The sequence below is a fragment of the Mycobacterium sp. Aquia_213 genome, assembly GCF_026625985.1.
In the GTDB taxonomy this organism is placed as follows: domain Bacteria; phylum Actinomycetota; class Actinomycetes; order Mycobacteriales; family Mycobacteriaceae; genus Mycobacterium.
On record NZ_CP113116.1, the window covers coordinates 2,075,170 to 2,098,609 of the forward strand.

21 protein-coding genes and 1 tRNA gene are annotated in these 23,440 nt (G+C 63.8%); 14 read left to right on the forward strand and 8 right to left on the reverse strand.

Features of this window, described 5'->3' with window-relative positions; all coding sequences use genetic code 11:
• Window positions 1-54 precede the first annotated feature (54 nt).
• From LMQ14_RS09715 to LMQ14_RS09730, 4 genes are all read left to right on the forward strand, one after another.
• Complete coding sequence (locus tag LMQ14_RS09715; protein ID WP_267734531.1) at window positions 55-1,110, forward strand: M4 family metallopeptidase; 1,056 nt, start codon at window positions 55-57, stop codon at window positions 1,108-1,110.
• A gap of 18 nt (window positions 1,111-1,128) precedes the next feature.
• A complete protein-coding gene (locus tag LMQ14_RS09720) occupies window positions 1,129-1,395 on the forward strand; it encodes a protealysin inhibitor emfourin (protein WP_267734532.1) in 267 nt (88 codons plus the stop codon).
• A 677-nt stretch (window positions 1,396-2,072) separates the two neighbouring features.
• Entirely contained in the window at window positions 2,073-3,083 is a 1,011-nt protein-coding gene (locus LMQ14_RS09725) for a zinc-dependent alcohol dehydrogenase family protein (protein WP_267734533.1), read from the forward strand.
• A gap of 19 nt (window positions 3,084-3,102) precedes the next feature.
• Window positions 3,103-3,837 carry an alpha-1,2-fucosyltransferase gene (locus LMQ14_RS09730; RefSeq protein ID WP_267734534.1) on the forward strand — a complete coding sequence of 245 codons (735 nt, stop codon included), beginning with the start codon at window positions 3,103-3,105 and terminating at the stop codon, window positions 3,835-3,837.
• A gap of 28 nt (window positions 3,838-3,865) precedes the next feature.
• Here the strand turns inward: LMQ14_RS09730 and LMQ14_RS09735 are convergent, their stop codons facing one another.
• Genes LMQ14_RS09735 through LMQ14_RS09745 form a run of 3 tightly spaced genes read right to left on the reverse strand, consistent with a single transcriptional unit; the run spans window position 3,866 to window position 8,347 of the window.
• Window positions 3,866-4,975 (reverse strand): T6SS phospholipase effector Tle1-like catalytic domain-containing protein, encoded by a 1,110-nt coding sequence (locus LMQ14_RS09735; protein ID WP_267734535.1) that lies wholly within the window; start codon window positions 4,973-4,975, stop codon window positions 3,866-3,868.
• A 22-nt stretch (window positions 4,976-4,997) separates the two neighbouring features.
• A complete protein-coding gene (locus LMQ14_RS09740) occupies window positions 4,998-6,350 on the reverse strand; it encodes an MBL fold metallo-hydrolase (protein WP_267734536.1) in 1,353 nt (450 codons plus the stop codon).
• Window positions 6,347-8,347 carry a S8 family serine peptidase gene (locus LMQ14_RS09745; protein ID WP_267734537.1) on the reverse strand — a complete coding sequence of 667 codons (2,001 nt, stop codon included), beginning with the start codon at window positions 8,345-8,347 and terminating at the stop codon, window positions 6,347-6,349. The genes LMQ14_RS09740 and LMQ14_RS09745 overlap by 4 nt, the downstream gene beginning before the upstream one ends.
• Before the next feature lie 226 nt (window positions 8,348-8,573).
• Between LMQ14_RS09745 and LMQ14_RS09750 the strand changes: the two genes are divergently transcribed.
• Window positions 8,574-9,491, forward strand: a complete 918-nt coding sequence (locus LMQ14_RS09750; RefSeq protein ID WP_267734538.1) for a TPM domain-containing protein — start codon at window positions 8,574-8,576, stop codon at window positions 9,489-9,491.
• 28 nt (window positions 9,492-9,519) lie between these two features.
• Here LMQ14_RS09750 and LMQ14_RS09755 read toward each other — a convergent pair whose 3' ends face one another.
• A complete protein-coding gene (locus tag LMQ14_RS09755) occupies window positions 9,520-10,191 on the reverse strand; it encodes a C39 family peptidase (protein ID WP_267734539.1) in 672 nt (223 codons plus the stop codon).
• Window positions 10,192-10,360: 169 nt separating this feature from the next.
• Here LMQ14_RS09755 and LMQ14_RS09760 point away from each other — a divergent pair, with 169 nt between their 5' ends.
• Genes LMQ14_RS09760 through LMQ14_RS09785 form a run of 6 tightly spaced genes read left to right on the forward strand, consistent with a single transcriptional unit; the run spans window position 10,361 to window position 16,085 of the window.
• Window positions 10,361-12,061: a serine/threonine-protein kinase PknH/PknJ gene (locus LMQ14_RS09760; RefSeq protein WP_267734540.1), complete on the forward strand. Its 1,701-nt coding sequence runs from the start codon at window positions 10,361-10,363 to the stop codon at window positions 12,059-12,061.
• A 20-nt stretch (window positions 12,062-12,081) separates the two neighbouring features.
• Window positions 12,082-12,570, forward strand: coding sequence for a nuclear transport factor 2 family protein (locus LMQ14_RS09765; protein ID WP_267734541.1), 489 nt, complete (start codon window positions 12,082-12,084; stop codon window positions 12,568-12,570).
• 12 nt (window positions 12,571-12,582) lie between these two features.
• Window positions 12,583-13,824 (forward strand): DUF7373 family lipoprotein, encoded by a 1,242-nt coding sequence (locus LMQ14_RS09770; protein ID WP_267734542.1) that lies wholly within the window; start codon window positions 12,583-12,585, stop codon window positions 13,822-13,824.
• Window positions 13,825-13,828: 4 nt separating this feature from the next.
• Complete coding sequence (locus LMQ14_RS09775; RefSeq protein ID WP_267734543.1) at window positions 13,829-14,437, forward strand: hypothetical protein; 609 nt, start codon at window positions 13,829-13,831, stop codon at window positions 14,435-14,437.
• A 33-nt stretch (window positions 14,438-14,470) separates the two neighbouring features.
• Window positions 14,471-14,881, forward strand: coding sequence for a YchJ family protein (locus tag LMQ14_RS09780; RefSeq protein WP_267734544.1), 411 nt, complete (start codon window positions 14,471-14,473; stop codon window positions 14,879-14,881).
• Window positions 14,882-14,939: 58 nt separating this feature from the next.
• Window positions 14,940-16,085 (forward strand): zinc-binding dehydrogenase, encoded by a 1,146-nt coding sequence (locus tag LMQ14_RS09785; protein ID WP_267734545.1) that lies wholly within the window; start codon window positions 14,940-14,942, stop codon window positions 16,083-16,085.
• An 8-nt stretch (window positions 16,086-16,093) separates the two neighbouring features.
• Here LMQ14_RS09785 and LMQ14_RS09790 read toward each other — a convergent pair.
• Window positions 16,094-16,167, reverse strand: a tRNA-Cys gene (locus LMQ14_RS09790).
• Between the two features lie 104 nt (window positions 16,168-16,271).
• Between LMQ14_RS09790 and LMQ14_RS09795 the strand changes: the two genes are divergently transcribed.
• The 3 genes from LMQ14_RS09795 (at window position 16,272) to LMQ14_RS09805 (ending at window position 19,938) form a co-directional block, all read left to right on the forward strand.
• Window positions 16,272-17,327, forward strand: a complete 1,056-nt coding sequence (locus LMQ14_RS09795; RefSeq protein ID WP_267734546.1) for an alpha/beta hydrolase fold domain-containing protein — start codon at window positions 16,272-16,274, stop codon at window positions 17,325-17,327.
• Window positions 17,328-17,397: 70 nt separating this feature from the next.
• Window positions 17,398-18,453 (forward strand): aldo/keto reductase, encoded by a 1,056-nt coding sequence (locus tag LMQ14_RS09800; RefSeq protein ID WP_267734547.1) that lies wholly within the window; start codon window positions 17,398-17,400, stop codon window positions 18,451-18,453.
• 225 nt (window positions 18,454-18,678) lie between these two features.
• A complete protein-coding gene (locus LMQ14_RS09805; RefSeq protein ID WP_267734548.1) occupies window positions 18,679-19,938 on the forward strand; it encodes a fatty acid desaturase family protein in 1,260 nt (419 codons plus the stop codon).
• Between the two features lie 81 nt (window positions 19,939-20,019).
• Here the strand turns inward: LMQ14_RS09805 and LMQ14_RS09810 are convergent, their stop codons facing one another.
• From LMQ14_RS09810 to LMQ14_RS09820, 3 genes are all read right to left on the reverse strand, one after another.
• The gene (locus LMQ14_RS09810) at window positions 20,020-20,664 is read right to left on the reverse strand and encodes a chitin-binding protein (RefSeq protein WP_267734549.1); all 645 of its coding nucleotides are present in this window, start codon (window positions 20,662-20,664) and stop codon (window positions 20,020-20,022) included.
• Window positions 20,665-20,933: 269 nt separating this feature from the next.
• Window positions 20,934-22,340 carry an aldehyde dehydrogenase family protein gene (locus tag LMQ14_RS09815; protein ID WP_267734550.1) on the reverse strand — a complete coding sequence of 469 codons (1,407 nt, stop codon included), beginning with the start codon at window positions 22,338-22,340 and terminating at the stop codon, window positions 20,934-20,936.
• A gap of 103 nt (window positions 22,341-22,443) precedes the next feature.
• Entirely contained in the window at window positions 22,444-23,373 is a 930-nt protein-coding gene (locus tag LMQ14_RS09820; protein WP_267734551.1) for a LacI family DNA-binding transcriptional regulator, read from the reverse strand.
• Window positions 23,374-23,440: the final 67 nt, after the last annotated feature.

Below are 23,440 nucleotides of genomic sequence, written 5' to 3' on the forward strand. Positions count from 1 at the left end.
GGGCCCGAGAGCCGTAGGAAGAATCGAATTAGTTGTACTGGAAGGAGTTTCATCATGTGTGCTCGTCATAGGTGCCACATCATTCCGCCAAGCGTGCTATCGAAGCTCGCTGAGGACGAGTCGATACCGGCAGACACGCGCCAGGCAATGCGGGAAAGCGTTGTGCTGGAGGACGCCTGGCGCGGACTGCGCAGTGCGCAGACCGAGGCCGTGCAAATGGGTTTGCTTGCAAGGGGAATGACCAGCAATCGGTTTGCGGGCGTTCTCGCGCCGGCTCCATCGGTGCTTGTCGACGATTGCAAGAACACCACATCGCTGCCCGGGGCGCCAATTGTCACGCCCGAGACCAGCCCGGATGCCACCGCTGTACACGCGTTCGAGGAAACAACGGCCGTCGCCAAGTTCTACAAGCAATGCTTCGGACGCAACTCCGTCGACGATGCGGGTATGACGCTGATGTCATCGATTCACTATGGCGTGCGCTACATGAACGCTTTCTGGAATGGCTCCCAGATGACGTATGGAGACGGCGACGGGAAAATCTTCCTCGACTTCACGGAATCGAATGACGTGATCGGCCACGAGTTGACGCACGGTGTCACGCAGTACACCGCGGGGCTTGACTACACCGACGAGCCGGGGGCGCTCAACGAGAGTGTCTCCGACGTGTTCGGCTCGATGTTCCGCCAGTGGCAAAAGAAGCAAACCGTCGTCAAGGCGGATTGGCTCATCGGCGCCGACATCATCGGTCCCGCGGCGAAGGCGAAAGGCTATACGTGCCTGCGTAATATGGCCAAGCCCGGCGATCCGCACTGCCTCTCACCGCAACCAGACAACTACCGGAATTACATCCCCGGTGGGGATCCGCACGACAACAGCGGTATCCCAAATCACGCCTTCTACCTTGCCGCGACCTCTATCGGAGGACGGTCCTGGCAGAAGGCGGGGAGAGTCTGGTTCGAGGCTTTGACCAGCCCGAGCGCCAACAAATCGACGAACATGAAAGAGTTCGCCGACCTTACCCGCGCCGCCGCCAAATCGTTGTTCCCTGCCGATCCCGCCGTATACAGTGCAGTGGACGACGCGTGGACCCAAGTAGGCATCGCGTAGGGCGGATTTGAGGCATTTATGCAGGACCGCTACATCATTGAAAGACGTGGCGGCTTCGCCGGCCTGAAGGCCCGCGGCGTCGTAGCCGCTGACGCCCTCGATCCGAGTGATCGCGCGACCCTGGAGGAACTCCTCAGTAGCGACAAGCCACTGACCAGGGACCCCGGTGCCGACCGCTACACGTACGTCGTCACACGCGAAAGCGACGACGGATGTACGACGCGCGAGGTTCCTGAAAGCGTGTTGCCCCCAACGGTGGCCGGCGTTGTCGAGACGAGCATCTGACGAACCGAGGACGGCATTCCAGTCGGTGCACACATTCTCGAGGGGGATCCGTCCCCGGCGAACCACTGCGACGGATGGGTCAAGTGCCCGAAGGGGTGTACGAATCGCTGCACGCCAAGAAAGTGACGTAAATCGGTTGGCGACCCAGAGGATCGCGCTATTTGCGATTTTGCCCGGAATCTAGGAGGTTCTTGATTACGTGAGGCTGTCCTCCAGGTAGCGCAGCGAGTGTCTACCCTGCGACTCGGAGTCACTCTCGGACAGCCAAAGGGCCCGCTCCTGAATCGCTTCCGTTGACCCGTACACCCGGCGACTACAACCGGGGCAAGTCAGGTATGTGTACATTTTGTCGCCGCCTCGCGGCCATTCTTCGTGTACGCCATCGGGCAACTGGATCTCGGTGGTCTGTTGCCCGGCGCCCTGAATCAGCTGGCCCGCCACGTGTCCCTCCGGACAGGTCAGGTCCATGGTCATCAGTCCTCGGGCGCTCATGTGTTACCTCTTCAGTCGCTGATAACCCTGACGGACCGGGATCAAGTGGTGGATGAATCCACTTCACCGTATCCGCTGGTTGCGGCCGCGGCTAAGGATCGGGCGGGATCAGCGCCGATAACTTCGCCGCGGTGGCAGCATTGGCCCCAGATCCGACCGAAGGGGCATCAGGGAAGATGACAACCATGCGGTCTCTTGTCGCCGACACCGTAGGCGAACCATCGGAGGTCTTGCACCTGCAGGTTCGCCCAATTCCGGAGCCCGGTCCCGGCCAGGTCCGGATCCGGGTGGCAGCGGTGCCGGTGGAGGCCAGCGATCTGCATACCATCCGCGGCAGGTACGGATTCACCCCGGAGTTCCCAACCGTGCCCGGAATTGAATCCGTCGGTGTCATCGACGAACTCGGCAGCGGCACAGAAGGTTTCACCATCGGGCAACGCGTCGTCACGATCGCAGTCACGGGCACGTGGCAGGAGTTCGTTGTCGCCGATGTCGAGCGGGTCCTGCCCGTTCCTGCCGGTATGAGCAATTCCACGGCTGCCCAGATTCTGAGTAATCCGCTCACCGCCGTGATCTTGACCGGTGACGAACTCGATGTCCGACCCGGTGAATGGCTTCTGCAGACGGCAGCCGGCTCAACTGTGGGGCAGATGGTCATCCAACTCGGAGGGCACGTCGGCTTCAAGACACTCAACGTGGTCCGCCGCCGATCCGCTGTCGGGGACATCCTCGGGCTGGGCGGCGACGCGGTGATCTGCACCGAAGACGAGGACCTGCGCGAACGGGTGGCCGAGATCGCCGGACTTGATGGCGTGTCCAAGGCAATCGACTGTGTCAGCGGTCAGGTCGGTGCGGACGTGTCGCGCGCGCTGGCGCCGGGCGGTCAGCTGGTCGTCTTCGGCGCTCTCTCGACCCACCGCCAAACCGAGCCCGACAAGCTGACTATTCCCGTCTTTGCGCGCTCACTGATCTATGAAACCAAGACCGTTCGGGGGTTCTGGTTGTTCCGCTGGTTCACCGAGACCCCGACGGATCGAATGGCCGCGACGATCGACCGGACTCTTCGGCTCGCCGACAGCGGTGTGCTGCGCGTGCCGGAGGGCCAGCCGATCCCAATCGAAAAGTTCAGCGACGCTGTCCATTTGGCCGAAGCCCCCGAGCACGGCAGCAAACCGCTGCTGGTGTTCGAACCGTAGGAGAGCCGGACGACACCGGATGATCAGTTTTCCAGAGCTGGGCCGCATGGGGCGCATCGGCAATCAGCTCTTCCAGATTGCCGCCACCATCGGGCTGGCTCGCGACCACGACGATCGTTATGGTTTCCCGCGGTGGCCGTATGAGGGCGAATTCGCGCTGAACGGATGCTTCTACGACAGCCTGCCCGAGGGGCCGATGTATCAGGAGCCCAACTTCCATTACGACCGGATTCCCTACGCCCCGAACCTTCAACTCAGGGGATTTTTTCAATCCGAACGCTATTTCGCGGCGCACGCAGAGTACGTGCGGACTGTCCTGACACCGCTGCACGCGCGCGAGATCGAAGAGTTGGAAGGAACCGCAAGTCTTCAGGTTCGCCGCGGTGACTACGTCTACCTGCAACCGAAGCATCCGTTGGTTCCGATGTCGTTTTATGAGAAGGCCATGGACCATCTGCGTGCTCAGGGGACGCGGGGATTCCTCATATTTTCGGACGACCTCGACTGGTGCCGATCGCAGGCTTGGCCCGTCGACGCAACCGTGATCCCGAATCTCGCTGTCCGCGAACAATTCTCAATGACAATGGCTTGCGAACACCATATCCTCGGCAATTCGAGCTTCTCCTGGTGGACCGCCTGGCTCGACCGAAAACCCGACAAGATCGTCATCGCCCCTGAAGCGTGGTTCGGAGCGGATTTCCGGGACGAATTCCCGACGCGAGATCTCCTTCCGCCGCAGTGGATTGTCTTGTAGGTCGGCATGTCACCCCGATCGTGACCTGTTAGCCAGCGGGACGAGGCAGGGCCCGGCGTGAACGCCAGTCCGTGTCTACATACATTCGTGCCTTGGGCAACTTCTTGTCATAGGACGGATTGGCTTTGGCACGGTCCTGGACGCTCGCGTGGATCAGGGCTCCTTCGGGCACTTTGCGGCGGCCCGGGCCGAGGACCTTCCACAGCACGCCGTTCTTGTGGATTGGCCCGGTCGGGTCGACGACATTGGTGAGCTTAACGACGTCGGCGTAGCCGGCCGGTCGCACCAGCAACCCATGGTCGATCGCTTCGTCCACCATCCATTTGAGCGCTATGTCAGAGAGGCGGGTGCCGCGACCGTACATGCCTCCGACGTCGGAATGCACGCCCGCGAACCACACTTCGCTGAGGTCCTGTTCTTTCTCGACCAGTAAGTGGTTCGGGTTGGGCGGCGCGACGAGATACTCGGCGAAGGGGCGCCGGCTTTCGTCGATTGACACCGCGTGACGAATTGTCTTGGCGTGCGGCAATTGACGTGTGAAGGGCCAGCGAAGCTGCCGGCTCAGCGTGCCGGCTGCTTTGACCGTGTCCCAGAGACCGACGAAATGGACCGGCGCGTGATCGCGGCGGTGGTGCCCATGGGTCTTGGCGTACTTGCGCAGGCCCTCGAAGTACTCCTTGCGCCGGGTCTCGGCGTGACCCCGGAGATAGAATCGGCGTTCCTGTTTGGCGAATGCGCTCACTGCATAGGGGACCAGGTTTTGTGAACCCGGCCGAAAGATGCCGAACACGTCCATCATTCCGGTCAGCGCCCGCGCGGTGTAGGCGCCCCGGCTGAATCCGAAAACGAAGATCTCGTCGCCCTCGTCATACACCGACGACAGATAACTGTAAGCCTCGCCGAGGTTTTGGCGTAATCCCGCACCGAAGGTCAGGCCGGCGAACCGTGATATGGCTCGCGCCGGTGGTGTCCAGGCCGCAGGTGAACTGAACGTGCCGACGCCGGGGTCGTAATACGCCACCTGTTCCTCGGGTTTGGACAAATCCAACAGATCGAACAGGCGCACCACGTTGGTGTTGATGGCGGCCTTGAGCTGATTGTTGGTGCCGTCAAGGCAGATTACGATTCGCTTGCCCATGGTCGCTCCTCGGCGTGGACTATCAGACGTCGATCGTGTGGAACTTCTCGTCGTCGGCGAGCACTCGGACGTCGATCAGATCGGGATGCTCGTCCTGGGCATCGGTTGCTTCCTTGATCGCCCTGGCCATCACATCGATCTTTTTTTGTGACCGCGGCTGGTCGGTAAGTGACGGTCGGGTCTGTGAGGTGGTGAACCACAACGTGAAAGGGGTCGACCGGTCGGCCTGTAGGCGGCCCTCCACCACCGTTTTGATCACGGAATTTTCGGGGTTGCCCGATGCCCCGTCGCCGCAGAACACGTAGTGCTCAGCGAGGACCTGGGTGGCGAACTTCATGCTGACGTTGTGCTCGCTGCCGTGGTGCTGAACCTTCACGACATTGCATCGGAATGGCTTGTCGTCAGTAAGCCGGCCGGCTGCTTTCAGACCGTCGAGCACCTCGGGTTCGGCGGCGTCACCCGTCAGTAAGCACGTGCGCCCCTTCTCTTCTGCGAGCAGGATGATCGATGCGCGATTCGGTGGGGTGACGTTGGACCCGTCCGCCTCGGCGATGATTTGCGTGGCGTTGTCGAGTTTGTCGAGTAGCTCGGTCGACTCTTGCACGGCGGTGCCGAGCGGAACGTCGCCGACGGACAGTCCCTGACCGATTCCTTGGCCGCCTCGTGCTGCGCCGTGGCCTTTAACCGTTTTGTCGATCCACTTTTGCCAGTCCTGACGCAGCGTGTCGAGGTGCTCCTGCATCGGTCCCAACACGCTGAGTTTGAGGGCGCCGAGCTTTTCGACATGAATCGGGTCCTGCAGCATGACCATTCCGTCGAAGGGTTTGTTGAACGGAATCGGGACGCCCGCGCCGTCGATGAGGTTCATCAGGTCCTCACCCTGCGCCATGCTCGTCGCCAGGTTCGCGAGCGCCCGGGCGGCTGGATTCGGCACGTCCTCGATGTTCCCTCCGAACGCGATGCCGACCGCGGTGGCCACGGCTTGGGCTAGATTGCCGGCCGGATCCACCAGATCGCCGAGCTGGTTGCGCCACGAGTTATGCCATACCGCTTTGATTTCCGGCGGCTTCGGCAGCTTTGGTTCCTTCAGCTTGGCGCGTTCACTGGGGGGACTGGTCGCCTGGCGATGCTCAAAGGCGACCCACTGCCCGAACCCGTCGAGAAGGGGAATGATGCCACTGATGTGGTCAGCGTCGATGTGGGAAACGACGACCAAGTCAATCGCCTTGTTCGCATCCCGCAGCGAGTCAAGCACCGGGCGGGTGCCGTCCTCAAAACTGGGAGATCGGCCGCCGTCTATGAGAACCCTTCTGCCTTTTGATGATTCGAGCAGCAGGCAGTCTCCGTCAGTCGCGTGAAAAGCATGAAGTTTCATTGCGCTCCCTGGTTGTATTTGGCTGCCTCTTGCACGCAGCCGTTGGCATTGATGAGTCCGAAGCCCGCGTCGTTGCGCCAGCTGAAGTCGTGACCGGTCAAGGGCATCGAGGTGGCGCGCATGATGCCCTGCAACTGCGCTGCGGTGAGCAGTCGATTCGCGGAGAGCATCAGCGCTGCCACGCCGCAGACAAACGGACTGGCCATGCTGGTCCCGGTCATCGACTTCCACTGTGCGCGTGGGTGAAATCCGCACGCGGCGACCACGTTGGTGCCGTCAGCACCTATGTCGGGCTTGCATCTTTTGTCGCGGGTCGGGCCCTTGCTAGAGGTGATGTTGACCTTTTCGCCCTGCGTGTCGATATTGGCCACCGCGATCACTCGGTCCGGGCATGCCAACGAATTGATCATCCCGTTGTCTGCGAAGGACCCCTCGTCGAAGTAGGAGGGAAAGTCCCAGGCGTTACCAGTGTCGGAGTGTCGCCGAGGGTCGTCACGTTCGATCCAGGCGTCGAATCGGCCGTCCCGTACGACTATCCCGGTAAGACGCACCGCCCACCGGCCAGGCGCAATCCGGCATTGGCCGGAATCGCCGTTGCTTCCGGAAAATGGGGACAACGTGATCGAGATCCGATTCAAACCGTTTGACGGGTAGTAGGTCTCGCTGATGATGCTGACCACAGTTCCGTTGTCGAGAACTTGGTTCAAGGCCTTTTGCGTCGGCCTTATCGCTTGGCTCCAGCTGCCGCCCGGCGGCCTTATTGCCACCTCGAATTGGTCCTGCGCGCTGTACCAGATCTCCATTTCGTTCTCGGAGACATCACAGAACGTGTCGTTGCCTTCGACGATCCAGATCAGATCCTGGCGCAATCCGGTGGCCAGGAGCGCGCCGTCCGCGTGGATGCGGCCCGTGATGACGTTGCGATCGTCGGACGTCTCAGGTTTCGTCTGTCCGGCATTGCCGCTCGCCACCGAGATGCAGCGACCACGGGTTGTCAGGACGCGGTCGATCCATTGCGCGGTGAGGCTTGACGCATCGTGGGCATGCCCGTTAGTGCCCAGGCTGATATTGATCGACACGCTCAGCGGGAGGCCGTCCGTGCCGAGCTCGGCGGCGAGATCGAGCAGATAGTCGATGGCGTCGGTGACACGCGTGGAGTCGTAGAAACTCGTTGCGGCGGTATCGGAGTCTTGGCCGAGGTCAATGAGGACCGCGGCGATGTGTGCGTTGCGGGCCACGCCGAGATTTCCCGCTGCGATCGATGCGACATGGGTGCCATGCGATCCGGGCACCATCTGGGACTGTGGTTCCAGGCGCGTCGCTGCCATCCTGCGCGCCTTGGCGGCGTCGATTGCCGCGTCCATGTGGCTTTTGCGGATCAACGCTCCGTAATTCAGCCCCGCCAGCCCGGGACGACCGGTTTCTGAGGGTGGAGGTCGGGTATCGCCGCCTTGGTCCCAGATCGCTTCGAACCGCGTGTGACCCTTGCTCAGAAAATCGGAGTGTGCGAAGTCGAATCCGCCGACGTCGATGATCCCGACCAAGACATCTGCGCCGTACCTGTGCTTCTCTTTGCAGCTGGCGACGCGACGAGATTCGTCGTGGGGCGCGGTTTCGGTTGGGGACCCGGTCGGATGTGGCGCGCTGAGGGACAGACCGGTCTCGACGTAGGCGACACCGCGGATCTGCGTTAACCCCGCCGCGCGCACGGCACTGGTCTCGACGATCGCGGTGTTGGCCTTCCATCGCACCCGGCGGGCCTCTTCGGTGACCGCATTTACCGCACGTTCGCGACTGCGTTCGTCGAGGTCGGGATCGAGGTGGATGAACAGGCTCATCACGACGTCATCGTCGGGTCCCCGGTCAGGGTCGTTATTGACTGCGACCGACGGACTCTGTTGGGCGCGGTCGAGATTTGTTTCTGCAGTTGAGGCCGTGATGACTTCGACTTTGGGAGCGAGCCCGACTAATACCGGCTGCTTATCGGCTTTGATCATCAGCATTCCTCGCCTGGGCGGAAAGAATGATCTGATGCTATGACCGTTGCACACGGATTTGGTGAGTAGTCGACTACTCCTTTCGGTTGCCATTGCCGCGCAGGCACGGGAGATCCCTTGCGGGAACGGCTTATTAACGCGCGGTGAAATCGTTGACACTGCCGGACGGCGGGTCCGGACGATCGTTCCTCCCAGATGGCCGCCGGCGGCGGGCTAGATTACCCATATGCGAATTGTTCGCCTGGTGGGTGTGGTCCTGACGATCCTCGCAGCGGGGTTGCCGCTGGCAATTCCCGCCGGCGCACAACCGCCGTCCAAGCTCACGGATCACATCACCGACAACACCGGGGCGTTGACGGATTCCGATCGGGCAACGGTCAGCTCGGCAATCGACCGGCTCTATCAGGATCAGCACGTCCAACTGTGGGTGGTCTACGTCGACAACTTCAACAGGTTCAAGCCCGAAAACTGGGCGGACAAAACCCGCACTGCCAGCGGGATGGACGACCACGACGCGCTGCTGGCCGTGGCCACGAACACCAAGGCGTACGCGTTCTCCGTGCCGGGGAAGGTGCGGGGCCTCACCGCTGCCGACTTAAACAGTCTGCGGAGCAACAAGATTGAACCCGCGGTCGGCGCTAAAGACTGGAGCGGGGCGGCGGTCGCGGCGGCGGACGGATTGAACCAATCAGCAGTCGTGAACAAGCCATCGCCGGGGTCGTCACACCGGATGTGGCTGATGATCGCGATCGGCGTCATCGTCGTCGTGGTCCTAGTCGTGGTGGTGCTGCTGTTCCTTCGGGCTCGCCGCCGGCGTGCCGCACCGCCGGTCGCCCCTAGCGATGGGCAGCGCGTTGATTCGTTGGGGCAGGCATTGCCCATCGCGGACGCCAGATTGCGCCAAATCTCCGCCTACGTCGCCAAACATCGCGAGAACATCGGCGCCGAAGCACGAGCTCGATTCGACGAGGCGAAACGGCATCTGGCGGCGGCGCACAGCAAGGAAGCGGGCAACGAGTCCGATGCGATTGCCCACGCCAACGCGGCATCGACGCTGGCCGCTCAGGCACAAACGCTGGCAAACGCCGACGTGCTAGCTGCACACCGCGCGCCGCGACGTCGAGGCACCACATCCACCCGATGATGAAAAGGCTTGCATACCAACAAGATCGTTAGGTTGTGACGGCCATCAATTTGTCGCTGCTGTTCCATGACTGAATGAAGAGCGCCAAGGGGATCTGCTCGTCGCGACCCTGGCGGCTGCCGCTGTCGTTGAGGTGTACGACGTCGTTGCGGGTGTCGACACCGGTCACGACCACGGTGTGGTCATGGGCCGGGTTTCCCTGCTCGTCTTTCTGGTCGACGGGCTCATGCCAGATGAGTTCGCTGTTGACGCTGACGAGGACTTTGTGGCCGCCGCCAAGTTGCTCCTCGAGTTCCTCAACGCTGCCGTTGCGAATGGTGGCGCCGACGTTGTAGCGCGCCAGCAGCGTGGGGATGTCCCTGAACCACATGCCCTGGCCCGAATTCGGGTCCTTGGGATTGGCGGGCCGGGTGTAGATCGGGCCGGGGCCCTGTGAGCTGGGGGTCGACTGGGCCCTGTCGATGATCTCTTCCTCCGAGGGCGCTACGCCGGTCACTTCGCCGATCACGTCGGCGCTCGACACGAGGGCGCAGTCATCCCAATACTGCTGATAGCGCCAGTACTTTGCGGCCGCCGCGGGGTCGCCGTACATGGTGCCCGACGTCGCACTGGCCGGGCCGGCCAATCCCAGCGCCACACCACTGGCGACGATGGCGACGGCAGCTGTTTTGACGATGGTGGCGATCGTGACGGCCTTCATGGTCTGTCCTTTTTGCTCCCGCCTGGCGCGGAGTGGTTAAGAAAAGGTTCGGACGTCGGCCTCTTCGGTTTCTCAACGATTCCTTGGAGCGATTGGCGGGTTCGAACCCCGCGGAGCCACCAACGACAAAAACGGATCGGTCTCGCCCGCCGGACCGTAGGGTTGATGGGTGCTGGCAAACGGATCGCTGGTCTGCGGTTACCGCATCCAGGCGGTGCTGGGCAGCGGGGGCATGGGCACTGTGTACTTGGCCGCCGACCCGGCATTGCCTCGCCAAATCGCGCTCAAAGTGCTTTCGGCCGAACTGTCGCGCGATCGGGACTTTCGGGCGCGATTCATCCGCGAAGCCGACACCGCGGCCGCCCTGGCACACCCCCAGATCGTGTCGGTCTACACCCGCGGACAAACCGACGATGGCCAGCTGTGGATCGCGATGCAGTTCGTCGACGGCACCGACGCCGAGGCCGCGCTGTGCGACGGAACCATGACCCCGCACCGCGCCGTCCACATCATCACGCAGGTGGCCCAGGCGCTCGACTTCGCCCACGCCAACCACGTCATCCACCGCGACATCAAGCCGGGCAACTTCATGCTCTCCGGCCCCGTCGGCCCAAACGAGCGGGTTCTACTCGGCGACTTCGGGATTGCTCGCGCTCTTGACGACGTGGGGCTGACCGCCACCGGGGCGGTGGTGGCCACCGTCGGCTACGCCGCACCCGAGGTGCTGTCGAACGGACGCATCGACGGCCGGGTCGACATCTATTCGTTGGGCTGCACGCTGTATCGGTTGCTCACGGGCAACACACCTTTCGCGGCGACCAACGGCGCCGCGTCCGTGATGATGGCCCACCTGTTCCAACCCCCGCCCCGACCCAGCGACGCGGTGCCTTCGCTGCCTCCCGGCCTCGATCACGTGATTGCGGTCGCGATGGCAAAAGATCCTGCCGCCCGGTTCCCGTCGGCGGGCGCACTCGCCGACGCTGCCGTCTTGGCGCTGCACGATCGCAACCGCTTCGCGCCGCTGCCGCCCATCCCCAGTGGTGACGTCCGCTCCTATCCGCACACCTCGCAGCCGCCGACAATGTCCGCCTGGCCTGGCTCGCCACCGCCCGGGCCGCAACCGCCGGCTACCAAACGCCGCCGCGGTCTGATCGCGGCCGCGCTGGCCGGCGTGGTGCTGTTGGTCGCCGCGGTCACCGTGCTGGCCTGGCCCGACTCCGCTGGACCAGGCGCCGACTCGCGCGGGAGCTCTGGATCACCGGGGGTATCGGCGTCGCCGCAGGGGCCGCCGGCCACCAATGTCGCCCCCGCTCAGCTGCGCTCGATCCTGCTGTCGGCGGCGCAGCTTCCGGTCGCGGCCAATGGGGACCCGCTGGTTCTTGAGCAGGACAGCGCCAGCCTGCTCGACGACTCCGCGGCCGTCGACAACCCGTCATGCCTAGGCGCCTGGGCCCCCGCGCAGCAGAGCGTGTACGGGCAAGGCGCTTACACGGGCGTGGCCGTACAAACGTTGCGCGGCATGAACGAACAGGCCTGGCAAGACAGCGTCACCCAAGCGGTTCTCGCTTTCCCCAGCGACAAGGCCGTCAGCGCCCTGACCTCTCAGGAGGGGCAATGGTCTCTATGCGGCGGAAAATCCGTCACCGTGACCGAACCGGGCGTGCCGGCCAAAACGTGGGACTTCGGCCAGCCCCAGACCACCGCCGGGGTGCTGACACTGGCGGCGACCCTGCGCGGCGGCGGCTCCTGTCAACACGGAATGATGGTGCGCGGCAACGTCTTAGTCGACATCCGCCAATGCCGTGCTGCGGGAGGGGCCGACATCGCCGCGTTGGTCACGGCCACCGCGAATAAAGTGCCACGACAATGACGCAACACTGGGGGAGATCGATGAACACTTTCGCGCCGGTCATGGCCCGCCTGTGGGCCATCGGTGTAGCCGCCGCGCTGGCCGCCTCGTGTACGACGGTGACCGGGGGTTCCGCGCAGCCCCAGCGCGGCGGCGTCTCGACTTCGCTGCCCGCCGCCGCCCCGTCCGGTGGCCCGGCGACACCGGCCCCCTCAGCCACGCCTTCCGCCCAGGATCAGATCCGGGAGACCTTGATGGCGTTTCAGGACGCGTACAACACCCAAAACTGGGACGCGTATTTGGAGTTGATGTGTACCGCGATGCGGACTCAATTCAGCGGCACCGCAATCAATTACGTTAAGAAAAGCCGCGCCCAAAACGGCGTCACCACGATCAAGAACATCACCAACATCGCGATCACCGGCGATACCGCCGACGCCACATTTGAGGGTCAAAACGAAACGTTGGGCACGCGCACCGTCAGCTTGCCGTTGAAACTCGAAGACGGCTGGAAAATCTGCAAGGTGTAGCCACGGGCCAAAATGAAAAGCACACTGCTGCAAGTACACTCGCTGATCGCCGCCGCACTGCTCGCGGCCTGTGGCCACACCACCGCCGGCGATGTCACCCGCGCGCACGAGTCAACCTCCGCGGCGCCGGTGAACACTGCCATGCTCGACCCTGGAAAATATCCCGTCGCGCCACAGCCGCCGCTGGGCAACGCCGGCAACGACCGTGCGGGGCGACTCGTCGAAGGCCGACGCATGGCTGCCTACGTCGTCGGGCCTTGGCAGATCGAGCCCACTTTGATCGGCTTAAGCTCTTCCGGTCCGGCCGTCATCGCCGACTCCAAGGGGCTGTCACGCGCGGTGTGGCCGCCGATCAGCGGGGGCGCCTACAACCTGTCGTTGGTGGTCGGATTCGTCACTGAGCGACAAACCCCGGGCGTCAATCCGCAGATGGCGCTGCGCAATTCCGTGCTGCGATTCGCCAACCCCGCGGAGGCGTCCCAGGCGGCTCAAAACATGACGACGGCGGCCAGGAATATGCCCCGTGATCCCACCGCCACCCCGATCGTGACGGAGCCGGAACGCCCCCTGCCCATTCCCGGACACCCCGAGGCCAGCGGCACGGTGCTGACTTTCCAAGAGGGCGCCCAGACCGTGCGTGAACTCACCGCGCTCACCGCACATGGTCCCTATGTGTTCGTTCAGGTTGTGCGGTGTGCAGCCGGCCCGGACTGTGAAGCCCAACTTGCCGGGCACACACTTGATCGTCAGCTTCCGCTCATCGACACCTTCGTGCCGACCGATGCCGTCGAGTTCCCCACGCTTGCACTGGATCCCACTGGTCTTGTCGCTCGCACCTTGCCGCCGCCGGCTGACCAAACCACTTCTATGTCCGGGGCCGCCTATCCGCCGGCAGGCGCGCTGCAACTCGAAGACGACCCCGTGCAAATCGGGCCGCTGCTTTCCGCGGCGGGCGTGGACCTCGTTTCGGTGAACTTGACCACCGTCTACCAGACAAGAGATCCGTCGGCAGCGCAGGCGCTCGCCCAAGGCTACGGCGACTTTGCCGGTAATACGCCTGCTGCACAAGCGGCTTCACCGGTTCCTGGTCTTCCGGATAGTCACTGCACCCGAGTCGCCGGATCCAACGGTCTCGTTCCCCGCTACTGGTGTCTGGCCGTCGCAGGCCGCTACACCATCAAAACGGTTGCCCGCCAACTCGACAACGCGCAACATCAGATGGCGGCCCAGTATCGCATCCTGACGGGGAGTTGACGAGATGACGCATCGGATCATCGCCGGTATCGCCGCGTGCGCGCTGTTCGCCGGGGTTCCACATGCGGACGCCGACACCGGCGTCGCGCTGCCCCCGGTAACCTCCACGGGCAGCGGGCCGATTATCGGCGGTGCGGACGCCGAGGCCCAGGGCCGCTACTCCCGGCAGTTCGTCGACCTGGGAAAGCCCGACGTGCAACAGGTCGACGGTTCGGATGCGGGGACTTTCATCGCGGCCGCGGCCGGCGTCACGGATCGTCAACTCGCAGCGCCCTTCTCGCTGCTGCAGCAGGCACTGAGTTGCCAGAAGGACACCAGCGGTATTGGGGCGCGTGCCTATCGTCGCAATGACGGGCACTGGGGAGGCGCAATGCTGGTGATGGCCAAGAGCGCCACCCAGGACGTCGACCAGCTCGCCGGATGCGTCAGGTCCACCTGGCGGGCCGCCGCGGCCGGCACGCCCACGATGATGTGCGACAGCGGCTGGACCTATCCCACCTCCGGCGAAAACCACCGCCCCGAAACCTATTACATCCTGCTCGCCGGAACGGACTCGGACTTCTGCGGCACTTTCGACGGGAACTACCGCAACTACGCGACCGTGTGGCCGTGATGATCCCCGGTACCGATCTGTCAGGCTGTTGACGTGGACCAGCTCCTCGGGCCGTTGTGTCCTTGCGGCAGTGCCAATAGCTATCGCGCTTGTTGCGGGCCGCTTCACGATGGCGAGCTGCAGGCCCGATCGGCCGAGGCATTGATGCGATCGAGGTATTCGGCCTTCGCCTACGGTGACGCCGCTTATCTGTTCCGCACATGGCACCCGCGAACGCGGCCGGCCGACGTGACCGTCGACCCGCGCATCACCTGGACCGGACTCGAGGTGATCGACACCGTCGCGGGCGGTCCCGACGACGATCGCGGTGAGGTGGAATTCAACGCTTTGTTCGAGTCCGGCGGCCGCCCCGAGCGCCTGCACGAGCGCAGTCGCTTCGAGCGCCGCGCCGGCCGCTGGTTTTACCTCGACGCGACGGAAGACCCGGCGACGGAAGATGTGTAGCTACCTTTCGCGTTGACACGCGTGAAGTAGACCGACAAACAGAAACGAGGCACCACTCATGACCGCAGATTTGCCTGGCGTAGCACTGGAGCTGCGCTCGTTGGTGACGTCTGATGGCACGCTCGAACTGTCGCTGCACCAGGTTCCGGTGCCGACTCCCGGTGCCAATGAGGTGTTGGTGCGAGTGGAAGCCTCGCCGATCAATCCGTCAGATCTGGGGCTTCTCGTAGCCAGCGCCGACATGACCAAAGCGACGGTCACGGGCACACCCGAACGCCCCGTCGTCACCGCGTCCCTGGGAGAGGGGAGCGTTGGAGCGCTGTCGGCGCGGCTCGACAAATCGCTGCCGGTGGGCAATGAGGGCGCGGGCACCGTGGTGGCTGCGGGGTCCTCCGATGCGGCCCAGGCCCTGGTCGGAAAGACCGTGGCAATTGCGGGCGGCGCGATGTATTCGCAATACCGAGCGGTCGATGCTTCCGCATGTCTGGTCCTGCCCGAGGGGGCTACGTCGAGAGACGGAGCGTCGTCGTTCGTCAATCCAATGACGGCACTGGGAATGACCGAAACCATGCGCCGCGAAGGACATTCGGGCCTCGTGCACACTGCCGCGGCGTCGAACCTGGGCCAGATGCTGGTCAAGCTCTGTCAGAAAGACGGGATACCGCTGGTCAATATCGTGCGCAAACCCGAGCAGGAGGAGTTGCTGCGCTCCCTCGGCGCAACTCATGTTCTCAACTCGTCGTCACCGTCGTTCGCGACCGATCTCGTCGAGGCGCTCAAAGCGACCTCCGCAACGCTTGCTTTCGACGCCACCGGTGGTGGAACCCTGGCCAGCCAGATCCTCAACGGGATGGAGCAGGCGGCCAACGCGACCGCGGCCGAGTACTCGCGCTACGGCTCGAGCGTCCACAAGCAGGTGTACATCTACGGTGCACTCGACACCAGTCCCACCGTGCTAACCCGCAGCTTCGGCATGGCGTGGGGCGTCGGAGGGTGGCTGCTTACCCCATTCATTCAAAGCGCAGGCGCTGAGACCTTTGGTCGGTTGCGCGCCCGGGTCGCCGCGGAGCTCACCACGACGTTCGCGAGCAACTACACCCGAGAAGTTTCACTCGCCGGCATGCTCAGCCCCGAGGCGTTCCACGAATACGTCAAGCGAGCCACCGGGGAGAAATTCCTGGTGACTCCGCACGTTGTCCCATAACGGCTTTATGGAGCGAGTGACGGGACTCGAACCCGTGTATACGGCTTTGCAGGCCGCTGCCTAGCCGCTCAGCCACACCCGCACGAATAGCTACCCTGCCAGCCCAGCTCGCTACGGCCCAGTGTTTTTCTCGGCCCGATCATTTCGCTCTAGCGGCGCCGCAGCCCGCGACAGTACAGTCGCAAAATGACCAACGGTCGCCTCGCTGATCCGGATTGCTGTCTGCGAACCGACCCTCGGGCGGACCCGAGAATGGTCGAAGCACTCGCACCGGTGGGTCTCGACAACAATGCGCCAACGGTGCCGCTGACCATCGATTCGCCGCTCGAGGAACGGCTCGCATATGCGGCGATGGCCGAGGAGGGGATGGGCGCCTTACTCGGCATATTCGCGGCGGGCGTTCCGGACGCGAACGGTGTAACGACTACGACGACGACGATCACCGGCGAAGACGGCAACGACGTGACGCTCTACGTCAGCCGCCCCGACATTAAGGGTCCGCTGCCCGCCCTTGTGCATCTGCACGGAGGTGGCATGGCCATCGCCAGCGCGGCCGACGCGACATATGCGCGGCTGCGCGAGTACATCGCGGGCACCGGTCTTGTCGTCATCGGCGTCGAGTTCCGTAACTCCGGAGGAAAGCTCGGCCCGCACCCGTTTCCCGCCGGACTGAACGACTGCGCCGCCGGCGTTCGATGGACCGCGGCGAACCGCGCGGAACTTGGTGTCGGCCAGGTGATCGTTGCCGGCGAGTCCGGTGGAGGCAATCTCACTCTGACCGTGGCGCACAAAGCGAAACGCGAAGGCTGGCTGAACGAAATCGCGGGCTTCTACGCGCAGTGCCCCTACATTTCCAACCGGTGGCACGACGCTCCCGCCGAGTTGCCCTCGCTGCGGGAATGCGACGGCTACTTCATCAGCCTTCAACAGCTGGAGCTACTGGGTTCGCTCTACGACCCCGACAATCAGAACTCGAACGATCCGACGTGTTTCGCCGGCGTCGCGACCGCCGCGGACCTCAATGGCCTACCGCCGCACGTGATTTCAGTCAACGAAATTGACCCGTTGCGCGACGAAGGGTTGGACTACTACCGCCGTCTGGTGCGCGCGGGTGTACCAACCGTGGGCAGGTTGGTCGCGGGTACCTGCCATGGGGGCGACCTGATCTTCGCCGGCGCCATGCCCGAGGTTTTCGCGGCCAGCATCCGCGACCTCAGCGGTTTCGCCAAGAGCCTCGGTTAGCCGTCATCTGCCGACCAGGTCTCGAAGGGCCGTTGGCCGGGCGGGTAAGTTTGACGCCTAGACTCGCTGTGTGGAATATCGGAGCTTAGGACGAACAGGAATCCAGGTCAGCCCGCTTTGCTTGGGGGCCATGATGTTCGGTGCCTGGGGCGAGCCCGACCACGAGGCGTCCATCGCGACAATCCATGCGGCGTTGGACGCCGGGATCAACTTCATCGACACCGCCGACGTCTACTCTCAGGGCGAGTCCGAGGTCATCGTCGGGAAAGCGTTGGCCGGGGCCCGGCGTGACGACGTGGTCCTGGCCACCAAAGTTCACGGCCAAATGGGCGTTCCGATGGGCGCCGCAGGCGGGGATCCCAACATGCAGGGCAACTCGCGCCGCTGGATCGTGCGGGAAGTCGAGAACAGTCTGCGCCGGTTGGACACCGACTGGATCGACCTCTACCAGGTACACCGGCCTGATCCGGACACCGACATCGAGGAGACGCTGTCAGCACTGACCGATCTGCAGCGGCAAGGCAAGATCCGGGCCTTCGGCTCTTCGACCTTTCCCGCTCACCAGATGGTGCAGGCGCAGTGGGTCAGCGAGCGGCGCGGCCTCAGTCGGTTCGTCACCGAGCAGCCACCCTACTCATTGCTGGTGCGGGGGATCGAGGCCGACGTCTTGCCTGTTGCGCAAGACTTCGGGATGGGCGTGTTGCCGTGGAGTCCGTTGGCCGGTGGCTGGCTGTCGGGCGGTTACCGCAAAGACAAGGACCTGCCGGAGTCCAAGCGCCGCAACCGGATACCGGGACGCTTCGACATGTCGAGTCCGAGCAATCAGCGCAAACTCGAGGCTGCCGACGCGCTTGGGCAATTGGCCGATGACGCTGGCCTGTCGCTGATTCACGTGGCATTGGCGTTCGTCATGCAGCACCCCGGGGTTACGGCACCGATCATCGGACCGCGCACGATGGACCATCTTCAGTCGCAGATCGGAGCGGCCGAGGTGACGCTGTCGACCGACATCCTCGACAGGATCGACGAGATCGTCCCGCCGGGTGTGACGCTGTCCCATTCCGACGCGGGGTATCAACCGCCGTCGCTCAGCGACCCGTTCCTGCGACGCCGTCGCACCGCCTGAGTTTTGCGGCTCAGCAAAGACCGAATGGCGGCTTCACAGGCGTAATGCCGACGAACAATGTTGATGTGCAATAAAACTGGCTCACCTGCGGACATAAGGATCACGTAAGTATGTCACCCAGGGGGAACCACAGAACCGTTAGCCGCGTTAAAGAATGAGAGCAAGGGGGCTCGGCCGGCCTTTTAGGCACGTGGCGATGGCACAGCAGCACAAAGGGGGGAAACCATGGCGATTACTGATGTTCCGGCCTTCGCGCATTTAACGGAGGCCGACATCGAGAATTTGGCCGTTGAGCTGGATGCGATCCGGCTCGACATTGAGGATTCCCTAGGTGAGCGCGATTCTCGCTACATCCATCGCACCATCGCCGCGCAACGTGCCCTCGAGGTAGCCGGCCGACTCTTGCTGGCCGCCAGTTCGAAACGGTCGGCGTGGTGGGCTGGAACGGTGACCCTGGGCATGGCCAAGATCATCGAGAACATGGAAATCGGCCACAACGTCATGCACGGCCAGTGGAATTGGATGAACGATCCCGAGATCCACTCCACGACGTGGGAGTGGGACATGGGTGCGGCGTCCAAGCACTGGATTGCGGCCCACAACTTTCAGCACCACAAGTACACCAACATCCTCGGAATGGACGACGATGTCGGCTACTTCATCCTGCGAGTCACCCGCGACCAGCCTTGGGAGCGCTACAACGTCGGCAACCTGCTGTTCAATGCGCTTCTCGCACTTGGCTTCGAGTGGGGAATCGGCTTGCAGACCGTCGATCTCGAAAAACTGTTGAAGGCCGGCCCGGAACGCGACATCATCTGGCAGCGGACGCGCGAGTTCACAATCAAGGCTGGCCGGCAGGTCGTCAAAGATTACGTCGCGCTCCCGGCGCTGACTTCGCTGTCGCCCGGTGCGACCTACACGTCGACGTTGAGGGCCAATGCCGTTGCCAACGTGATCCGCAATGTGTGGGCCAACGCGGTGATCTTCTGCGGTCATTTCCCTGATGGCGCAGAGAAATTCACCAAGACCGACATGGTCGGCGAGACGAAGGGCCAGTGGTATCTGCGCCAGATGCTGGGCAGTGCCAACTTCGAAGGGGGATGGCTGCTTCGGTTCATGAGTGGCAACCTGTGCCACCAGATCGAGCACCACCTGTTTCCCGACCTGCCAAGCAACCGGTTGCACGAGGTCTCGTTGCGAGTGCGTCAACTGTGCGACAAGTACGACTTGCCTTACACCACAGGCTCATTCCTGATGCAGTACGGCAAGGCATGGCGTACCATCGCCAAACTTTCGCTGCCGGACAAGTACTTACGTGACACCTCCGACGACGCGCCGGAAACTCGCAGCGAGCGGATGTTCGCCGAACTGAAGCCTGGATTCACCGAGACCAAATTAGGGACGGGGCGTCGCCGCGGGCTCAAGACAGCGATCGCGACCGTCCGCCAATGGCGTCGAGGCGGCCGAACCGTGCTGGTCACCTAGCCGGGCGAAGCGGCTCGGAATCAATTGGGCCACGGTGCCCGCTGCGCCAACTGCACAGCGGGCACCGCGAAAAGCCGCCCCTTACAGTGGGATCCACACTCCGAAGAAGTTAATGCCCCACTGATTGAACCCCTGATTCCACATGGGGGTTTCCTGATATCCCCAGTAGTTGATCGGGCCGCCCGTCCACCGACCTCCGGGTGGGGGCAGCGGTCGGTTCCATGCCGGGCGCGGTGGTTCTCCTGCTCCCCACGGCGCCTGCCCGTCTCCCCACGGGGCCCCGTGGAAGTAGCCGCGCTGGGCATCCCCGTGCCACGGCCCCCCAGGGCCGCCCGGACCATGTTGGCCTGGTCCGCCCGGACCGAATCCGCCGGGTCCGCCCGGTCCATGTTCGCCGGGGCCGCCTGGTCCGTGTTGGTCGAATCCGCCGGGTCCGCCCGGGCCGTGCTCGCCGGGGCCGCCAGGCCCGCCAGGGCCGTGTTCGCCCGGCCCGCCGGGGCCATGTTGGTCGAATCCGCCGGGTCCACCCGGCCCGCCCGGCCCATGTCCACCGGGTCCGGCCGGACCGCCGGGAGGCGGATTGGCTGGCCCACCCGGCTCATGTGGCCCGGGAGCCTGCGGTGCCAACGCCGGATCTGCGTTCGCGACGCCGGCTCCGACCCCCATTGCCGCTGCGCCAACGGCGCCGGCGAGGGTTAACCCGCCGATTACTCGTTTCATTTTCATGTTGTTACCTGTCCCCCCAGGAGAATCCGTTCGGGCATTCGCCCCAACGGATTCTGAGGCTAAGTAACGTATGTATCGGTCTGCTCTCGACCGCATCGGCAAGCAACGATGAGACCGCCTACGTTCGGTAATCACGCCTGATAGCAAGGGTTTTCGGAGTAGTCCAGCAAATCCGCGACCCGCCAGATTGTTTGGCAATCGTTATGCATGACACCGAAAGTGCGGGTGCCGCGTCCGCCGACACCTCGGCGCGGACCGGTCGCAGCCGACTAGTGGCTGATGTAGACCGCCTTGGTGTTGAAGTATTGCTCGATACCCTTCTTGCCGCGCTCGCCGCCCCAGCCGGATTGCTTGTGGCCGCAGATCGGCATCGACGGGTCCGCGCCGAGCGCGCAGTTCACCCAGACCTGGCCCGCGCGAAGCTCATTCGCGACGCGATGCGCACGGCCGACGTTTTCGGTCCAGATGGCGCCGGCGAGGCCGTACTCGGTGTCGTTGGCCGCGGCGAGCACCTCGTCCTCGTCGTCGAACGGAATGACGCAGCCGACCGGGCCGAAGATCTCCTCGCGAATGAGTCGCATGTCGGGCGTGGTGTTGGTGACGATCGTGGGCTCGTAGAAGAAGCCGTTGCGGTCCTTCCGCTTGCCGCCGGTCCTGATCTCGGCGCCGCGTGAAACCCCCTCGGCGACAATGCCTTCCACACGTACGCGCTGCTTCTCACTAATCAGCGGCCCGAGTACGGATTCGGGATCCTCACTGCCGCCCATCGGGAGCATCTGGGCGAAGCCGACGATGCCGTCGACGACCTGCTCGTAGATGCCGCGCTGAACGTAGATGCGTGATGTACACGAGCAGTTCTGGCCCGACCCGACGAGCAGGCCCAGGCTCGCGTTCATGATCGCCTTGTCGAGGTTGGCGTCGTCGAACATGATCAGCGGAGATTTGCCGCCCAGCTCGAGTGTGAGCCGTTTGAGGTTGCCCGCCGCCGCTTTGACGATCAGCTTGCCGACCTCCGTCGAGCCGGTGAACGAGATCTTGTCGACGTCCGGGTGCGCGGCGAGCGCTGCACCGGTGGTCTCGCCGTAGCCGGTGATGACGTTGAAGACCCCGTCGGGCACTCCCGCCTCGCGGAAGATCTCTTCCATCTTCAGCGCGGTGAGCGGCGTTTCCTCGGCAGGCTTCAAGACGGCGCTGCAGCCCGCCGCGAGTGCCGGTGCGGCCTTGAGCATCGCGACGAAGAATGGCCCGTTCCACGGGATGATCAGGCCGGCGACGCCGACCGGCTCGAGTTGGGTGAAGTTGTGGTAGTTCTCGTAGTGGCCGAGCAGGCCGTCGGACACCACGTTGCTCGACTCGCCGTGAATCTTGCCGACCCAGCCGGCGTAATACAGCAGCATGTCGTTGGCCACCTTGATGATCTGCTGCGCAGCGGTGGCGTTCATGCCGTTGTCTTTGGACTCGAGCGCGGCGAGCTCGTCGGTGTGTTCTTTGATGAGGGCGTTGGCCCGGAACAGGACCTCGGCGCGGTGCTGGGCGGGCAGCTTGCGCCACACCCCCGATTCGAACGTTTCGCGCGCCCGAGCCACCGCCGCGTCGACGGCCGCTTGGTCGGAGTCGACGACCTCCGCGATCTGCTCCTCGTTGGACGGATTGAAGACGGGAATGGTGGTGGTCACTGTCCTTCATCCTTTCGACGAGCCGCTCCGCTCGTGAGAATGGGGTCGTTGCCCGACAGAGGTTACGCGCGTAACTAGTGAGTGTCTAGTACGTCGGAGTTCGTCAGGTGGACTCTCGGACGACCAGTGTCGCGATGTCGCTGGCGGCGGGACGCGATTCGTCGGGAAGGCCAAGTTCGACCAAAACCGCAGACAGTGCCACTTCGGCGATCGCCGTGAAGTCGAACGCCACCGTCGTCAGTGCGGGGATGCTGAAGGGGGACAGGGGCGTGGCGTCCACGCCGATGACCGCCAGATCGTCAGGGCACCGCAGGCCGGCGCGTCGCATGCCGTCGAGCACCACAAAGGCCATCTCGTCGCTCTGCGCGCAGACTGCGGTGACGCCCGTTGCGCGCAATTCGCCGACCACGGTGGCGCTGTCGTCTGGCGTCACCGTCGTCACGACGATGTCGGGCAGCCCGTGCTGGCGTGCGGCGCGTCGGACGCCGTCGATCCAGTAGTCGCCCAGTGCACGCCACCGACGATCACCCGAGTACGCGAAAGCCAAATTGCGATGACCCCGTGCGACAAGATGATCGACGCGCATCTGTCCGACGGAGTACTGCGGATCGCCGAGCCCCGGCAGGGTGTGGACGCAGATGTAGGGGATGGCCGCGTCCTTGACGGCATCAGAACCCTTGCGGCCCAAAGGAAACAGGCTCGTCACTGCGATCGGCTGGAGGTGGTTGATGGCGTCGGCGACGGCATCGTCGTGCTCGGTCTCGAACAGCTGAACTTGCATGATCCCGCGGCGGGTCAACTCGGTGGTCATGTGAGTGCCGACGTGCATGGGCATTTCACCGCCGGCGAGTTGCGGCACGATGTACAGCACCACTCCGCTCTTGCCGCGGGCGAGATTGCGAGCGGCAAGGTTGGGGCGGTACCCCAATTCGGCGGCCGCGTGGCGGACGGCGGCGCGGGTCTGCGCCGAGATGGTCCGCCCCACAGAGTTGTTCAGCACGTAACTGACGGTCGCGCTCGAGACGTTCGCCATTCGCGCAACGTCGGCCTTGGTCGGCCTACCCTTCACGCTCAGTTCGACCTCCCGGCGCAGCCGTCTC

Coding starts and splice junctions, on each gene's coding strand:
- LMQ14_RS09715 (WP_267734531.1), top strand. CDS start 55: ATGTGTGCTCGTCATAGGTGCCACATCATTCCGCCAAGCGTGCTATCG.
- LMQ14_RS09720 (WP_267734532.1), top strand. CDS start 1,129: ATGCAGGACCGCTACATCATTGAAAGACGTGGCGGCTTCGCCGGCCTG.
- LMQ14_RS09725 (WP_267734533.1), top strand. CDS start 2,073: ATGCGGTCTCTTGTCGCCGACACCGTAGGCGAACCATCGGAGGTCTTG.
- LMQ14_RS09730 (WP_267734534.1), top strand. CDS start 3,103: ATGATCAGTTTTCCAGAGCTGGGCCGCATGGGGCGCATCGGCAATCAG.
- LMQ14_RS09735 (WP_267734535.1), bottom strand. CDS start 4,975: ATGGGCAAGCGAATCGTAATCTGCCTTGACGGCACCAACAATCAGCTC.
- LMQ14_RS09740 (WP_267734536.1), bottom strand. CDS start 6,350: ATGAAACTTCATGCTTTTCACGCGACTGACGGAGACTGCCTGCTGCTC.
- LMQ14_RS09745 (WP_267734537.1), bottom strand. CDS start 8,347: ATGATCAAAGCCGATAAGCAGCCGGTATTAGTCGGGCTCGCTCCCAAA.
- LMQ14_RS09750 (WP_267734538.1), top strand. CDS start 8,574: ATGCGAATTGTTCGCCTGGTGGGTGTGGTCCTGACGATCCTCGCAGCG.
- LMQ14_RS09755 (WP_267734539.1), bottom strand. CDS start 10,191: ATGAAGGCCGTCACGATCGCCACCATCGTCAAAACAGCTGCCGTCGCC.
- LMQ14_RS09765 (WP_267734541.1), top strand. CDS start 12,082: ATGAACACTTTCGCGCCGGTCATGGCCCGCCTGTGGGCCATCGGTGTA.
- LMQ14_RS09770 (WP_267734542.1), top strand. CDS start 12,583: ATGAAAAGCACACTGCTGCAAGTACACTCGCTGATCGCCGCCGCACTG.
- LMQ14_RS09775 (WP_267734543.1), top strand. CDS start 13,829: ATGACGCATCGGATCATCGCCGGTATCGCCGCGTGCGCGCTGTTCGCC.
- LMQ14_RS09785 (WP_267734545.1), top strand. CDS start 14,940: ATGACCGCAGATTTGCCTGGCGTAGCACTGGAGCTGCGCTCGTTGGTG.
- LMQ14_RS09795 (WP_267734546.1), top strand. CDS start 16,272: ATGACCAACGGTCGCCTCGCTGATCCGGATTGCTGTCTGCGAACCGAC.
- LMQ14_RS09805 (WP_267734548.1), top strand. CDS start 18,679: ATGGCGATTACTGATGTTCCGGCCTTCGCGCATTTAACGGAGGCCGAC.
- LMQ14_RS09810 (WP_267734549.1), bottom strand. CDS start 20,664: ATGAAAATGAAACGAGTAATCGGCGGGTTAACCCTCGCCGGCGCCGTT.
- LMQ14_RS09820 (WP_267734551.1), bottom strand. CDS start 23,373: ATGGCGAACGTCTCGAGCGCGACCGTCAGTTACGTGCTGAACAACTCT.